Here is a 15,367-nt window from a genome sequence, read left to right as displayed (position 1 = left end):
GCCGCAGCCGCCCGGCGGATACACAGAACGTGAACAGGCCGGACGAATCGGTCGATCGGCCCTACGCTGCTTGAGCGTGAGCGACAAGGGAGCGGGACTCGACCGCATCCACCGGGCGGGCGGCTGCTTCGCGCGCATCGCGTACGGCGGGTTCGCCTCTCTGTATCTGCTGGGGTGCCTGTTCTCCATCTACCGCGACCTCGCCTCGGTGTGGGTGGTCGCCGTCGCCGCGGTGGCGAACATCGCGGTGGTCTCCCGGCGCCGCTTCACCGCGTGGACGATCGCCGCCGGGGTCCTGTCGCTGCTGAGCACCGCCTACCTCGGGGCCGCGTCCAGGCCCGAGTTCCTCGCGGGCGTGCTGGCGGAGATCGGCGCGCTGCTGATCCTCACCGCGCGGACGGCCTGGCGGGCCGAGCGGCCGCGGCTCGTCCCGATGACGGTGCTGCTCGGCGCGGCGATCCTCGCGTGCCCGCTGCGCTGGTCGGTGGTCGCCGCGGCGGCGTTCACCGCGCCGCTCGGCATCGCCCTCGCGGTCTTCCTCGGCGTCGGGCTCTACCTGCGGGCACTGGACGCGCGGCGGGCCCGGGCGCTGGCGGCGGCGCGCCGGGACGAGCGGCTCGAACTGGCCCGCGACCTGCACGACTTCGTCGCCCACCACGTGACGGGCATCGTCGTCCAGGCGCAGGCGGCGCGGTTCGCGGCGCAGTCGGGGTCGGCGCAGTCGCCCGAGCAGCTCGACCGGATGTTCGGCGGGATCGAGACGGCCGGCACGGAGGCGCTCACGTCGATGCGCCGCATGGTCGGCCTGCTCAGGGACGCCCAGAACGCCGGCGCGCGGGACGGCGAGGCCCGCCCGGCCGCGCTCGCCGCGGACACCGGCGCCGCCCCCGGCGCCGGCGCCGGCGCCGGCGCCGAGCGGCATCCGGTCGGCGACCTCACGCGGCTCCGCGACCTCGTCGCCGGGTTCACCCATCCGCCCGCCGCGCTCACCCTCGCGCCGGACCTCGGGACGCTGCCGCCCGAGGTGGCGGCCTCGGCGCACCGCATCGTGCAGGAGGCGCTGACCAACGTCCGCAAGCACGCCGCCGACGCGGCGGCCGTGCGGGTCACGCTCGCGCGGGCGAACGGCGCGGTCGAGGTCGCGGTGCGCGACGACGGCGGCGGCCGGGGCCGCCGCCTGCCCTCCGGCGGGTTCGGGCTGACCGGCCTCGCGGAACGGGTCGGCGCGCTCGGCGGGCGGCTGCACGCGGGACCGCGTCCCGAGGGCGGCTGGGAGGTCGTCGCCGTCCTACCCGCCGGGGACGCGAAGCCGTAATGCTGCCAGAATTCACCACATGAGGGCGGGGCCGGGCGCCCGGCCCGCAGTCCGGCGGCGGACGGGGTAGACCGCCCAGGGGAAGGCCGGGTCGGGGACGGCCGCGCGGGGGAAGGACGAGGCACTGGCACCGGAAGCGCTGAACGGCCTGCCCGCGGCGGTGTCGGCCCTGTGGCTGCTGTGCTTCGCCGGATGGGCCGCCGTCCTCGCGGCCCTGCGCCGCGGCGTCCGCGGGCCGGCCCGCGGCCCGGTGCTCTTCGCGCACACCGCGACGCCCGCGGGCGTCGTCCTGCTGTTCTCGCTGATCGGCTTCGGGTCCCTGTACGCGACGATCCTGCTGACCGCGGAATGGTGGGCGCTGCTGCTCGTGACCGGTCTCCGCCCCGAGAGACTTCTGTCCACCGGGGGCCTCGGCCGCCTCGCCGCATGGGCCACCGTCACCGGCGCCGCGACGCTCGCCACCACGCGGTTCGTGTTCCAGATCTGAAGAAAACCGCCGGTGAACGCGAACCCGCGTTGGGCCGTGCAAGTCAAAGGTACGTAGTATCCGGTACAGCGAAGCGCAAAGCCGTCGGAGGTGAACCATGCCGTGTGCGCTGTGCGGCGACATCATCCCGACCGAGGTCGTCCGCTGCCCCGCGTGCGGCGCGTGGGCACGGCGCCGCGACTTCCGGGCGGTCGGCGTCGCCGTGTTCATGCTCCTCGGATTCAACGCGTTCGTCGCGCTCGGCTCCGGGCTCAGCCTGCTCCGGTTCTCCGAACCGCTCCGCGCCGCCACGCACGGCACCTATGACGCGGCGACCACGGAGCGGGCCCTCGCCCCCTACACCGAGCTGTTCACGATCAGCGCCATCATGGCCGGCGTCACCGGCATCCTGTATCTGACCTGGCTGTGGCGCGCCTTCGCGCAGTCGCCCGGGCCGCACCAGTACCACCGGGCCTGGGTGCTGCTCGGCTGGTTCACCCCGGTCGTCAACCTGTGGCTCCCCGCCCGGACGGTCTACGAGGTGTGGGTGAACAGCGGCCGGTACCGGACGGCCCAGCGCCAGGCCGTCGGCGCGGTCGTCGCCGCCTGGTGGGCCTGCCTTCTCCTCGGCGTCCTGCTCGCCTACGCGTTCGCGCACGGCAGCGTGGACACGCTCTCCGACGCCCGCTTCGACGTCCACGTCGGCGTCGCGGCCGCCGCGTGCCAGTCCCTCGCCGCGTCCCTCTGCATGGCGGCCGTCTTCCAGATCACCAGGCTGCAGACCGCCCCGGGAGAGCTGGCGCAGGCCCGGGAGAGCTAGCGCGGGGCGGGGCCCGAGCTCCCCTGGCTGGTGTGCCAGAGGGCGCCTCGCGGCGGGCGTCCCGAGACCGGTCCGGCGTGGCCGATGTCCGAGTACGGCGACATCGCGAAGCCCGTCGGCTGCACGATGCGGCTGCCGACGGGACGTCCCGGCGGTGCCGGTGCGGCCAGCGCGGCGCGGACGGCCTCCCGCCCTCCCCGGCGCCACTCCCCGTACAGGGCGTTCAGGTCCCAGCAGGCGTGCGCGGTGATCGAGACGGCCCGCGCCCCGGAGCGGCGGAGCCGGCCCCGGACGACGAGCAGCCACGAGCCGAAGACGGTGGCGGCGCACCTGTCCTGCACCGACTCGAAGAACGCGAGGTCGACGGGGCCGGTCGCGTCGTCCAGCGTGGCGAAGATGACGCGCTGCCCCGACCGGACCGCCGGGGTCTGCGTGGCGACCTTGACGCCGGCGACCAGGACCTCGGACCCGTCGGGGCGTCCCGGCAGGTCGCCGGCGCGGACCGCGCCCAGGTCGGCGAGCAGCCCGGCGTAGAAGGTCATGACGTGGCGGCTGACGTCCATGCCGAGGATGTCGAGTTCCGCCTCGACCACCTCGGCGGGCGTCATCGGCGGCAGTTCGCCCGCGGGGACGCCGGCGGCGAGTTCGAGTTCGAGGGGGCTCTCCCCGTCCCCGCCGCCGATGGGTATCTGGCCTTCGACGATGGGTGCGCGGCCGGTGGCGCGGTCCAGCGCTCCCACGCGGCAGAGCAGGTCGCGGCGGGCCACCTGCTCCGGTGCGTAGACGCCGTCGAAGGCTCCGGCCAGGGCGAGGCGCTCGGCGGTCGGGCGGGAGACCTTGGCGCGGCGCCAGAAGTCGGTCAGCGACGTGTAGGGGCGCGCGGCGACGATCGCGGCCACCTCCGCGTCCCGGATGCCCTTGACCTCGCTCAGCGCGACGCGGATCCCGGCCCGGCCGCTCCCCGGGACGGGCTCGACGTGCCAGTCGGCGCCGGACCGGTTGACGTCCAGCGGCAGGATCGGGACCCCGAAATGCCGCGCGTCATCCAGGATGACCCGCTTGGGGTACATGCCGGGGTCGTGGGTCAGGACGCCGGCGTAGAACGCGGCCGTGTGGTGCCGTTTCAGCCAGGCGGACTGGTAGGTCGGCAGCGCGAACGACGCGGCGTGCGCCTTGCAGAACCCGAAGGCGCCGAACGCGGTCAGCGTCCGCCAGACCCGCTCGACGACCGGCTCGCCGTACCCCTTGGCCAGGGCCCGCTCCCGGAGCCAGGCGCCGATCACCTCCTGGCCGCGCGCGTCGTTCAGGCTCCGCCGCGCCGCCTCCGCCGTCGAGAGGCCGCAGCCGGTCATCACGTCGATGACGCGCAGCACCTGCTCGTGGAAGACGACCACGCCGAGGCTCTCCCGCAGCGCCGGCTCCAGGTCGGGGTGCGGGTACTCGGGCTCCCTGGTCCCGGCGCGCGACTCCAGGAACGGCGTCACCATGTCGGAGTTGACCGGGCCGGGCCGGAACAGCGAGATGTCGATGACCAGGTCGTCCAGGTCGCGCGGCTGGAGCCTGCCGATCAGGTCCCGCTGGCCGGGCGACTCGATCTGGAAGCAGCCGAGCGTGCGGGACGTGCGGATCAGCCGGTAGGTCGCGGGATCGTCGCGCGGGACGTCCTCCAGCGCGATCCGCTCCCCGGTCGTACGTGCCACCTCCGCCACCGCGTGCGCCATCGCCGACTGCATCCGCACGCCGATGACGTCGAGCTTGAGCAGGCCCATCGCCTCGACGTCGTCCTTGTCGAACTGGCTCATCGGGAACCCGGCGGCGGCCCGCTCGACCGGCGTCCGGTCCAGCAGCGTCGGGTTCGACAGCAGCACGCCGCACGGGTGCATGGCGATGTGGCGGGGCAGGCCGTCCAGCCGCTCGGCGATCCGGAACAGGACCTCCAGGCGCCCCGCCGCCAGGTTGCTCTGCCGCAGCTCGGGCAGGTCGTGCAGCGCCGTCCGGATCTGGCTCGCCCGGATCTGCGGGAACGCCTTGGCGATCGCGTCGATCTCCAGGGGCGGCAGGCCGACGGCGTTGCCGACGTCGCGGATGGCGCTGCGCGCCCGGTAGGTCTCCATCATCGACACGCAGGCCGTGCCCTCCCCGCCGAAGCGGTCGAACAGCGCCTCGTACGCCTCCAGGCGGCGGGCCGACTCCACGTCGAGGTCGATGTCGGGCAGCCCCTCGCGGCTGTCGGCGAGGAACCGCTCCATGAGCAGGTCGTGCCGCAGCGGGTCGAGGTCGCCGATGCCGAGCAGGTAGTTGACCAGGCTGCCGGCGCCCGAGCCGCGGACGGCGCACCGGATGCCGCGCGCCCTGATCAGCGCGGCGGCGTCGGCGACCGTGATGAAGTAGGGGGCGAGCCCCTTGCGGGCGATCACGCCGAGCTCGTCCTCCAGCCGGGCGGCGGCCCGCCACGACGTGCCGAGCCCGCGGCGGGTCAGCCCGGCCGCGCAGCGCGCGACGAGCCGCGCGTGCGCGTCGCCCGCGACGGCCGGCAGGTGGACGTCGTTCATGCCGAGGTCGCCGTTCGGGTCGAGGACGCAGCGTTCCGACAGCCGCCGGGTGTCGGCGAGCAGCGCGTCCGCCTCGTCCGGGCCGCAGCTCAGTTCCGCGACCCGCCGCATCTCGGGGACCGACTTCAGGTAGGCGTGGCCGGTCCGGTCGTCCAGGTTCCGCCGGTTCAGCGGGGCGAGGCGGCGCGCCGCGTCCAGCACCTGCGCGACCGGGTGGTCGGCCGGCTCCGCGTACCGGACGGCGTTGCCCAGCACGGCGGGGATCCCGGCCTCGCGGGCGAGCGCGAGCATCCGGGCGGCGCGGGGCCCGTCCCCCTTGCCGAGGTGGTCGACGATCTCGATGACGGTCTCGGCGGTCGCGCGCCACGCGGCCAGGAGCCGCGCCGCCTCGCCGGGCCGCCGCTCGGCGACGGCCCTGCCGACGTCCGACCAGGGCCCGAGCAGGACGATGAGGCCCTCCGCGTGCGCACCGACCAGTTCGCGCGTCACGGCGGGCTTCCCGCGCTCGCCCGCCGCGTGCGCCGCCGTCACCAGGCGGCAGAGCGACCGCCAGCCCGCCCGGCCCTCGGCGAGCACGACGATCCGCTCCGCACCCGCGGTGGCCGTGCGCGGGGCGGCCGCCCCGGTCACCAGGTCCGCGGGCGGGGACGCGACGCCGAGGTCGGCGCCGACGACGGCGCCGATCCCCGCGTCGCCGCAGGACCGGACGTGCCGGACCGCGCCGTACAGGCCGTCGCGGTCGGTCAGCGCGAGCGTCTCCAGGCCGAGGTCCGCGGCACGCCGCACCAGGGCGGCGGGCGGCGCCACCCCGTACCGGAGCGAATAGCCCGAGGCGACATGAACGTGCACGTCAATCCCATACCCGGGATAGCAGCCAGCTGTCGGCGGCCACGTCATAACGCAGCTCGTAGACGCCGATCTCCCGGTCCGGGGTCGCCTCGACCCGCCAGAACTCCCGCTCGCCGGTGGCCTCGCCGTCGGGCTGCTGCTCCCGCCACCAGTCACGGGTCGTGACCCAGTGCTCCAGCACCCGCCGGACGGTGTAGAGCCGGCCACGCCAGACGAACCGGGCCGGACGCCCGTCACTCACCCAGACGTCCACCGGGTCGCCGAAAACGCGAGTCATCTGCCTCCCCCTCGTGCGCGCCGCACGGGGGAAGTGCATGCGGGTGTTCGAACAAACGTTCGGACCCGAGTCTAGAGACATCGCCCGCCGAAGGGCAAGGCGGGGGCCTGCCGGGGGCTATCCAAGCAGACGGGTCAGACGTTCTGCGACGACCGCGGCCTCGGCCACGGCGGCCATGCCGCCACCTGGCCAAAGGTAGTACCAGCCGTCCCCGCAGAGGGTGGCGACGACCATGGCCTGCCGCCGCGTCCGCGGGCCGGTCACGCTCAGCAGGGACTCGTCGGGACCGGCGAGACGCCAGGAAAGGCCCCGCGCCTCCACCTCCCGCGCGAGGACCGCGAGGTGACGCCGGCGCACCTCGGCGATCTCCCGCCCACCGACTACAGACACAACAGCCGCCTCACCATGGTCCGGATCGCCGGAAACCACCATGGGCGATCATCCGGCGACGATTGGTGACCGGCTCCCAGCATGACCCGATCCCGGGGGCCGCGCAGGGGAAATACCGAGAGTGGGACGCCTGTTTCGCGATACCGCGGGGATGGTCCTGGAACGGGCCGGCGACTCGCCGCGCCCACCTGCGCCATTCGCGTGCGGGCCCTTCCGGGGCGTGGAACCCGGCGCCCATCCGGAGGGTCCGTCCGTGATAAAAGCCACCTGTGAGCCGGGTGCCCCAGCGCCCGTGCCAAGCGGACCGAAGGAGCGAGCCGATGAGCGCCGTCCCCGCCGGCGACCCGTCAGGCCCCGTGCACGACCGTCCTCCCGCGCCGCCGCGCGCCCTGGCCGGACTGCGCGAGCGCAAGAAGCAGCGGACCAGGACGGCGCTCGTCGACGCGGCGCTGGACCTGTTCCTCTCGCAGGGCTACGAGGCGACCACGATCGACGAGATCGTCGCTGCCGTGGAGGTGTCGCAGCGGACGTTCTTCCGCTACTTCGCCACCAAGGAGGACGTCGTGACGAGCTTCCTCGCCGACCACGACGAGATCCTGACGGAGGCGCTGGCCGCGCGCCCGCCCGGGGAGCGCCCGTTCACCGCGCTGCTGGAGTCGCTGCGCGCGATGCTCCGGACGATCTCCGAGGGCGACCCGGCGGACGGCGCCCGGTTCCGCCGCGTCCGGCAGGTGATCGAGGCGACGCCGTCGCTGATGGCGGCGCAGATCGCGCGGCACTCGGCGTCCTCGGAGGCGCTGGCCGCCGAGATCGCGCGGCGCGAGGACGTCGACCCGGAGCACGACCTGCGGCCGCGGATCGTCGTCGCGTTCTTCCTGAGCGCGGTCAAGGTCGCGTTCGAGGACTGCGCGCGCCGCGACATCTGGGACGCCGGGACGGTCGCGGCCCGCGTGGACGAGGCCGTCGCGGTGGTCGCCCGCACGATGCGCGACTGGGTCTGACCGGCGGGTCACCGGCGAGTCGCCGGCGGGGCTCGCGTCCGTAGTGGAATAGCCCGCGAGGGCACCGGGTTCCCCGGGGCAGTGGCATCCGACCGGCAGGAGCAGGAGAACGACATGCGCGCGATCGTCATCACCGAGAACGGCGGCCCCGAGGTCCTGGTGGCCGGGGAGCGTCCCGTCCCGGAGCCGGGCCCCGGGGAGGTGCTGATCGACATCGCGGCGGCGGGCGTCAACTTCATCGACGTGTACTTCCGGACGGGCGCGTACCGGCAGGAGCTCCCGTACATCCCGGGCGTCGAGGCGGCGGGGACGGTCGCGGCGGTCGGCGACGGCGTCACGGAGTTCTCCGCCGGTGACCGCGTGGCCTGGGCCAACGTCCAGGGCGCCTACGCGGAGCAGGCGGCGGTTCCGGCGAACCGGGTCGTCCCCGTCCCGGACGGGGTCACGCTGGAGGACGCGGCGGCATCGCTGCTCCAGGGCATGACCGCGCACTACCTGACGCGCTCGACGTACCCGATCCAGGAGGGCGACACCGTCCTCGTGCACGCGGCGGCGGGCGGGATGGGCCTGCTGCTCACCCAGGCGGCCAAGGCCCTCGGCGCACGGGTCATCGGAACGGCCTCCACCCCGGAGAAGGAGAAGCTGGCCAAGGACGCGGGCGCCGACGTCACGATGGGCTACGACGGCTTCCCCGAGAAGGTGCGCGAGCTGACCGGCGGCGAGGGCGTCGCGGCCGTGTACGACGGCGTCGGCGCGCCCACGTTCGACGGGAGCCTGGCGAGCCTGCGCCGGCGCGGCGTCCTCGCGCTCTACGGCGCGGCCGGCGGGCCGGTGCCGCCGTTCGACCCGCAGCGCCTCAACGCGGCCGGTTCGGTGTACCTCGCGCGCCCGTCGCTCGCCCACTTCACCGAGGTCCGCGAGGAGCTGCTGGAGCGCGCCGCCGACGTCTACGGGTGGGTCGAATCGGGCGCGCTGCGGGTCCATGTCGGGCAGCGCCACGACCTCGCCGAGGCCGCCACCGCGCACGCCGACCTCGAGGCGAGGCGCAGCACGGGCAAGCTCCTGCTCCTTCCCTGACGGGCGCTCCGGCGTCCCGCGGCTCCCTTAGGGTGGTCGTGAGGAGCCGATCAGCCGAGGAGCGCCGCCCCCCATGACGACGACCGCCGCCGGACCGCTGGAGCAGGACGAACCCCGGGTCCTCGGGCCGTACCGCCTGCTCGGACGACTGGGCCGCGGCGGCATGGGCACCGTCTACCTCGGCGCCGAGCCGGACGGGCGCCGCGTCGCGGTGAAGGTCGTCAACCGCGAGCTGGCCGGGGAGCCGGCGTTCCTCGCGCGGTTCCGCCGGGAGGTCACCGCCGCGCGGCGCGTCCACCGGTTCTGCACCGCGCCCGTCCTGGACGCCGAACTCGACCAGGACCCGCCCTACATCGTCACCGAGTACATCGACGGGCCGAGCCTGGAGAAGGCCGTCCGGGGCAAGGGGCCGCTGGCAGCCTCCGACCTGGAGGGCCTCGCGGTCGGGGTCGCCACCGCGCTCGCCGCGATCCACGGCGCCGGGATCGTCCACCGCGACCTCAAGCCCGCGAACGTCCTGCTGTCGCCGACCGGCCCCCGCGTCATCGACTTCGGCATCGCCCGCGCCCTCGACACCCCCGGCGGCCCGACCCGCACCGGCCAGTTCGTCGGAACCCCGTCCTACATCGCGCCCGAGGTACTGCGAGGCGAGGCGGTCGAGCAGGCGTCGGACGTGTTCTCGTGGGGCTGCGTCGTCGCCTACGCCGGGACGGGCCGCCCCCCGTTCCAGGGCACGACGGTCGCGGAGACGTTCCACCTCATCACCACCGAGGAGCCGGACCTCGCCGGCATCCACCCGCGGCTGCGCGACATCGTCGCCGCCGCGCTCGACAAGGACCCGCGGGCCAGGCCCACGGCGCGGCAGCTCCTCACCCGGCTCGTCGGGCAGGAGAAGGCCGACCCGGAGCGGGCCGCGGAGACGATCTCGGCGACCTGGCGGGGGCCGGACCCGGCCACCGAGACCGGGGCCGAGCCCGCGCCGAACGGCGCGGGCCCCGCGTCGGGGGGCGCGGCGACGGACGTCCCGCGGCCGAGGCCCGCCGCCGAGACCGCGTCCAAGGCCGCGTCCCAGGCGGGATCCAAAGCGGCGTCGCCCGAGACCGCATCCGCCGAGGCCCCGGCCGCCGCGTCTCCTGCCTCGTCCGAGCCCGTGAAGCGGGGCCCGGACGACGGCGAGCAGACCGTCGTGGTCGACCTCCCCTTCCCCGCGACGTGGCAGGGGCCGCGCCGCTGGCTGACCCTCCTCCGGGGCCTGCTGGTGATCCCGCACCTCGTCGTGATGCTGCTCATGTACACGGCGCTGGTGATCGTGATGCTGCTCAGCTGGTTCGTCATCCCGTTCACCGGCCGCTACCCCCGCCCGCTGTACGGTCTCATCGTCGGCTGCCAGCGCTGGTCCGGGCGGGTCGTGGCGTACGCGTTCGGCCTCACCGGCGAGAAGCTCCCGCCGTTCCGGACCCTGCCCAAGGCGCGCCGGATCCGCTGACCGTCCGACCCTCGCGAACCCCCCGGGGCCGCTAGGGTTCTACGCGAAACAGACACCGATTCCAGTTCAGGACCACGATGACCACGCACGCAGGAGAGAACGGCGAGGCCCTGCGCCCGGACGACCCCGGGAGGCTCGGCCCCTACCGGCTGGTCGGCCGGCTCGGCCGCGGCGGCATGGGCACGGTCTACCTGGGCGAGGACAGCGCCGGACGCCGCGTCGCCGTCAAGGTGATCAACAGGGAGCTGGCCGGGGAGGGCCCCTTCCGGGAGCGCTTCCGCCGCGAGGTGACCGCGGCGCGGCAGGTCCGCCGGTTCTGCACCGCGCCGGTCATGGACGCCGAACTGGACACCGACCCCCTGTACGTCGTCACCGAGTACATCGAGGGCCCGAGCCTTGAGAGCGCCGTCGCCGAGCGCGGCCCGCTGCCCGGGTCCGACCTGGAGGGCCTCGCGGTCGGGGTCGCGACCGCGCTCGCCGCCATCCACGGCGCCGGGATCGTCCACCGCGACCTCAAGCCCGCGAACGTCCTGCTGTCGTCCACCGGGCCCCGCGTCATCGACTTCGGCATCGCCCGCGCCCTCGACGCCACCGACGGCCCGACCCGCACCGGCCAGTTCGTCGGAACCCCGAACTACCTGCCGCCCGAGCTGCTGCGCGGCGAGCAGGTGACGCCCGCGTCCGACGTGTTCTCGTGGGGCTGCGTCGTCGCCTACGCCGGGACGGGCAGGGCGCCGTTCGCGGGCAACACCGTCCCGGAGATCTTCTACCGGGTCGTGCACGACGAGCCGAAGCTGGACGGGCTGGACCCGGGCCTGCGCGACGTCGTCGCCGCCGCGCTCGACAAGGACCCGCGCAAGCGCCCGTCCGTCCAGGACCTGCTCGGACGGCTCGTCGGCAACGGCACGACCGACCCGGCGACGCTCGCCGAGACGGTCCAGGCGGGCTGGCACGGGCCGCAGCCCGGCCCGACCGCGCAGCAGACCGCGCATCAGCAGACCGGGCATCAGCAGACCGGGCACGCCGCCTACCCGCCCCCGGTCGCCGGCGCCGACACCACGCGCCGCGACGCCGCCGCTCCCCCGCCGGGCGGCCCCCGGCCCGGCTCCGGCGGCGCGTCCGGCCTGCCCCGCCGCCCGATGCTCATCGGCGCCGCGACCGTCGCCGCCGTCGCCGCCGTGCTCGCCGTCGCCGCCTTCGTCGTGCTCCGCCCGAGCGGCCCGCCCGACGACCTCGCCCCGGCGTTCAGCGACGACTTCTCCAACGACAACTCCGGCTGGCAGAGCTTCAGCGACGACTACGGCTACCGCAACGGCAAGTACTTCATGCGGACGAACAACGTCAACGGGAACGTCATCAGGTGGGTGCCCAAGGACGACGTGAAGTCCTTCCCCGACCCGCTCCTGGCGACCGTGACGGCCGACGTCACCGAGGGGTCCGCCGACGCGCGGTACGGCCTGATGTGCCGCGGCAACGAGGACGGCGCCCGCCGGTACGAGTTCCTCATCCGCAACGACGGCAAGGGCGCGGTGCTCCGCAAGCTCGACGGGGACAGGGGCAGCAGGGAGCTCGTCGCCCCCGACTCGGTGCCCGGGTTCTCCGGGGAGAGCACGAACAAGCTCCAGATCGCATGCGAGGGCCAGGACGACGGCGGCGCGGTCAGGCTGCGGCTCTGGGTGAACGGCGAGCGGGTCATCGACACGACGGACACCGACCAGCCGCTCCCGAACGGCTGGGTCGGGCTGATCGCCCAGCGGGGCGGGAACGAGGCCCAGTTGGCCAACGTCGAGTTCGACGACTTCGACATGTCGAAGATCCTCGGCTGACCGGGCCTCCCGGCGGCCCGGGGCCGCTCAGCCCGCGGGCTTCTCCGCCGGGAGGTAGCCGTTCGTCCAGCGGGTCAGCTCCTCGAAGACCCGCGTCCTGGCGGGCTCGGCCGACAGCACGAGGTCGTGCAGGCCGCCCTCGATCCGGACGAGCGTGACATGCCGCCCGATCCGCGGCGCCCACCGCGCCATGTGCTCGACGTCCAGGACGGCGTCGGCGCCCGTCACGTCCAGCACCTTGCGGGTCGGCCGGATGCTGCGCGTCGACGCCATGACCAGGACCGGCACGTCCACGTCGAGGCCCTTGTGCAGGCGCAGCTGCCCGCGGCGCACGGCCGCCAGCCACGCCGCCCGCACCGGGAACCCGAGGATCGGCTTCCACGCCAGGTCGAAGTCCCACTCGCCCTCGTGGTCGCGGTGGATGCTCCGCGGGTACCGGTCGGACACGCCCGCCGGCAGCTTCGCCTTCGGGAACCGGGAGCGCAGCGCCCGCGCGAGGGCGGCGCCCGTTTTGCGCATCACCAGCGGCTCGGCGATGTCGAGGAACGGGCTGTTCAGGAACACTCCGTCGACCAGCCCCGTGCCCTGCGCCCGGTCGGCGTAGAGCGCGGCGATCAGGCCGCCGGTCGAGTGGCCGTTCAGCAGCAGCGTGCCGTGCCCGTCCACCTCCCGGACGATCCGGACCGCCTCGTCGATCTCCGGGAAGTAGTCCGAAAGGCTCTCGACATAGTTCGGGGTCTGGTGCGGGCGCAGCGACCGCCCGTACTTGCGCAGGTCGAGCGCGTAGAAGTCGAAACCTAGGTCCACGTAGAAGTCGGCCAGGTGCCGCTGGAAGAAGTAGTCGACGAAGCCGTGCAGGTACAGCACCGCCCGGCGGGAGCCCGACCCGGCGTCGCGCCGCCGCACCAGCGTAGCGACGACCTCGCCCTCGGCGTCGCGTCCCATCGGCAGCTCGATCGCCTCGTAGCCGGGGCCGAGCACGTCCGCCGTCACTTCCACGCTTCCTCCCGAACCAGCCCGCCGATTCCAGCATCTAAGCGTATGGGCGGGACACCGGGCCGCGCGGGAACGTGCGCGCTTTGTTCCGGCGGCGGAAGATGTGCGGAAGAAGAGAAGACACTGCGGCACAGGGAGACTCCCATGCAGGCCCCGCTTCGTGACCGAGACCCGCGGCGGCTCGGCCCCTACCGGCTGCTCGGACGACTCGGCCGCGGCGGCATGGGCACGGTCTTCCTCGGCGAGGACGGCTCCGGGCGCCAGGTCGCGGTCAAGGTCATCAACGCGGAGCTGGCCGACGACGAGGCGTTCCACGAGCGGTTCCGCAGCGAGGTGACGGCGGCGCGGCAGGTCCGCCGGTTCTGCACCGCCGCGGTGCTGGACGCCCGGCTGGACGGCGAGCCGCTGTACGTCGTCACCGAGTACGTCGCGGGCCCGCCGCTGGAGACGGCCGTCCGGGAGAACGGGCCGCTGCGCGGCGGCGACCTGGAGGCCCTCGCGGTCAACATCGCGACCGCGCTGAGCGCGATCCACGGCGCCGGGATCGTGCACCGCGACCTCAAGCCGTCCAACGTGCTGCTGTCCCCGACCGGCCCCCGCGTCATCGACTTCGGCATCGCCCGCGCCCTGGACGCCTCCGACGGCCCCACCCGCACCGGCCAGTTCATCGGCACGCCCGCCTACATGGCGCCCGAACTCATGCACGGCCGGGAGATCACGCCCGCCGCGGACGTGTTCTCCTGGGGCTGCGTCGTCGCGTACGCGGGCACGGGCCGCGCCCCGTTCGGCGGCGGGACGCTCCCGGAGATCATCAACCGGGTGACCGGCGGCGAGGCCGACCTGGACGGCCTCGACCCGGCGCTGCGCGAACTCGTCGCCCGCTCGCTGGCGAAGGACCCGGCGGAACGCCCCGCGGTGAAGCAGCTGATCCAGACGCTGACCGGCGAGGAGGAGCCGCCCGCGACTCCGCCGCCGGTCGCGCTCCCGGCACCCGCCGAACCGGCCGCCGAGGCCGCGGCGTCCCCCGCCGAACCACCGGCCGAGCCACCGGCCGAGCCACCGGCCGAGTCCCCGGCGACCGAGCCGGCGGCGGCCGCGGTCGGGTCGAGCCCGCTGCCGCCGGCCGGGCCGCCGCCGAACGTGCCGCCGTCCCCGCCGCGCACCACCGTGGACTCCGTCCCGGAGACCCACCCGGTGGGCGCGCCACCGCCGGCCGTGCCCCCGAAGCGGCCGAGTCCGGCGGCGCGGAGCCCGCGGCCGCGCCGCGCCCTGGTCGTCCTCGCCGCGGGGGTCGTCGGCGCGTCCGCCCTGTTCGGCGTGCTCAGCCTGAACCCCGACGACAAGAACCCCGGAAAGGACCCCGGAAGCGCGCCCGGCGCGGCGGCCGTCGCGGACGGCGGCGGCGCGGAGCCCCCGGAGGTCGACGAGAAGGTCTTCGACGACAACTTCAGCGACGAGAGCTCGGGCTGGGAGACGACAGCCGTACCGACCTGGGAAGCGTCCTACCGCGACCGCAAGTACGAGATCCACGTCCTGCCCACGACCAACTCGACCGTCGTCAACGCGCCCGTGGAGAACGTCCCCGACTCGCAGCTCATGGAGGTGAAGGTCGACCACACGGCGGGCGAGGGCGGTGAGGCGGGCGTCTTCTGCCACGGGCAGGGCGACGGCTTCGCGTTCCTGCTCCGCGACGACGGCCGGGCCCGCATCGCCAAGCTGGACGGCCTCACGCTGACGGACCTGGCGACCGGCACCGCCACCGACCTGCGCGACAATGACGACAGGATCCAGGCCTCCTGCGTCGAGGACGGGTCGCGCCTGACCCTCGGCATGTGGGTCAACGGCGAGCACGTCGCGAGCGCCGCCGCCGAGGCCCCGGACGACGACCCGGAACCGAGCGGGCTGATCGTGTACCGCCCCGAGGGCACCACCGGCAACCCGGAGGCGACGTTCGACAACTTCTCCCTCTGCTCCGTCTAGCCCGGCTAATCCTTGCGGCCGGTGGCGGCGACGGTGACGCCGAGGCCGATCATCAGCAGCCCGCCGGCCCCGCCGACTGCCGCGAGCCGCCGGGGCGAACGCGCGAACCAGGCGCGGGCCGTCCCGGCGGCGACGCCCCACACGCTGTCGCTCAGCAGCGCGATGATCGCGAAGATCAGCCCGAACACCATCATCTGCGGGACCACGTGACCGTTCTCGCGCACCACGAACTGCGGCAGGACCGCCGCGAAGAACACCGTCGTCTTCGGGTTGGTGATGCCGACGACGAACCCCTGCCAGAGGGCCCGGCCCCCGCCGCCGCTCCCCACGTC

General features: G+C 74.5%; 13 protein-coding genes. 8 read left to right on the top strand and 5 right to left on the bottom strand.

What is annotated here, in order from left to right; genetic code table 11:
* The first annotated feature begins 76 nt into the window (after positions 1-76).
* The 3 genes from E1266_RS14290 to E1266_RS14280 all read left to right on the top strand — a co-directional run bounded on the left by E1266_RS14290 (position 77) and on the right by E1266_RS14280 (position 2,601).
* On the top strand, positions 77-1,315 hold the full coding sequence (locus E1266_RS14290) for a sensor histidine kinase (protein ID WP_132046998.1): 1,239 nt from the start codon (positions 77-79) through the stop codon (positions 1,313-1,315).
* 160 nt (positions 1,316-1,475) lie between these two features.
* Positions 1,476-1,802 (top strand): hypothetical protein, encoded by a 327-nt coding sequence (locus tag E1266_RS14285; protein ID WP_243718409.1) that lies wholly within the window; start codon positions 1,476-1,478, stop codon positions 1,800-1,802.
* A 97-nt stretch (positions 1,803-1,899) separates the two neighbouring features.
* Positions 1,900-2,601 (top strand): DUF4328 domain-containing protein, encoded by a 702-nt coding sequence (locus E1266_RS14280; RefSeq protein WP_132046994.1) that lies wholly within the window; start codon positions 1,900-1,902, stop codon positions 2,599-2,601.
* Here E1266_RS14280 and E1266_RS14275 read toward each other — a convergent pair.
* The 3 genes from E1266_RS14275 to E1266_RS14265 form a co-directional block, all read right to left on the bottom strand.
* Positions 2,598-6,002, bottom strand: coding sequence for a DNA polymerase III subunit alpha (locus E1266_RS14275; protein ID WP_347876719.1), 3,405 nt, complete (start codon positions 6,000-6,002; stop codon positions 2,598-2,600). The two genes, E1266_RS14280 and E1266_RS14275, sit on opposite strands and share 4 nt — an antisense overlap.
* A gap of 1 nt (position 6,003) precedes the next feature.
* Positions 6,004-6,279, bottom strand: coding sequence for a DUF6504 family protein (locus E1266_RS14270; protein WP_132046990.1), 276 nt, complete (start codon positions 6,277-6,279; stop codon positions 6,004-6,006).
* 117 nt (positions 6,280-6,396) lie between these two features.
* Complete coding sequence (locus E1266_RS14265; protein ID WP_243718408.1) at positions 6,397-6,669, bottom strand: hypothetical protein; 273 nt, start codon at positions 6,667-6,669, stop codon at positions 6,397-6,399.
* A 320-nt stretch (positions 6,670-6,989) separates the two neighbouring features.
* Here E1266_RS14265 and E1266_RS14260 point away from each other — a divergent pair, with 320 nt between their 5' ends.
* The 4 genes from E1266_RS14260 (at position 6,990) to E1266_RS38795 (ending at position 12,059) form a co-directional block, all read left to right on the top strand.
* Positions 6,990-7,670, top strand: coding sequence for a TetR family transcriptional regulator (locus E1266_RS14260; RefSeq protein WP_132046988.1), 681 nt, complete (start codon positions 6,990-6,992; stop codon positions 7,668-7,670).
* Between the two features lie 114 nt (positions 7,671-7,784).
* Entirely contained in the window at positions 7,785-8,747 is a 963-nt protein-coding gene (locus E1266_RS14255; RefSeq protein WP_132046986.1) for a quinone oxidoreductase, read from the top strand.
* A gap of 73 nt (positions 8,748-8,820) precedes the next feature.
* Positions 8,821-10,233 carry a DUF4389 domain-containing protein gene (locus tag E1266_RS14250; protein WP_132046984.1) on the top strand — a complete coding sequence of 471 codons (1,413 nt, stop codon included), beginning with the start codon at positions 8,821-8,823 and terminating at the stop codon, positions 10,231-10,233.
* 77 nt (positions 10,234-10,310) lie between these two features.
* On the top strand, positions 10,311-12,059 hold the full coding sequence (locus E1266_RS38795; protein WP_207945639.1) for a serine/threonine-protein kinase: 1,749 nt from the start codon (positions 10,311-10,313) through the stop codon (positions 12,057-12,059).
* Positions 12,060-12,086: 27 nt separating this feature from the next.
* On the opposite strand, the gene E1266_RS14240 is transcribed toward E1266_RS38795, so the two are convergent.
* Positions 12,087-13,058 carry an alpha/beta hydrolase gene (locus tag E1266_RS14240; protein ID WP_207945638.1) on the bottom strand — a complete coding sequence of 324 codons (972 nt, stop codon included), beginning with the start codon at positions 13,056-13,058 and terminating at the stop codon, positions 12,087-12,089.
* 141 nt (positions 13,059-13,199) lie between these two features.
* Between E1266_RS14240 and E1266_RS14235 the strand changes: the two genes are divergently transcribed.
* Positions 13,200-15,035 (top strand): serine/threonine-protein kinase, encoded by a 1,836-nt coding sequence (locus tag E1266_RS14235; RefSeq protein WP_132046982.1) that lies wholly within the window; start codon positions 13,200-13,202, stop codon positions 15,033-15,035.
* 5 nt (positions 15,036-15,040) lie between these two features.
* Here the strand turns inward: E1266_RS14235 and E1266_RS14230 are convergent.
* Positions 15,041-15,367 (bottom strand): LysE family transporter (locus tag E1266_RS14230; protein ID WP_165966081.1); only part of this gene is annotated, 327 nt, incomplete at its 5' end.

This window comes from Actinomadura sp. 7K534, from assembly GCF_004348575.1.
Lineage (GTDB): Bacteria > Actinomycetota > Actinomycetes > Streptosporangiales > Streptosporangiaceae > Spirillospora > Spirillospora livida.
The sequence above is the reverse complement of the archived record's forward strand: the minus strand, read 5'-3'. Positions and strand labels throughout refer to the sequence as shown.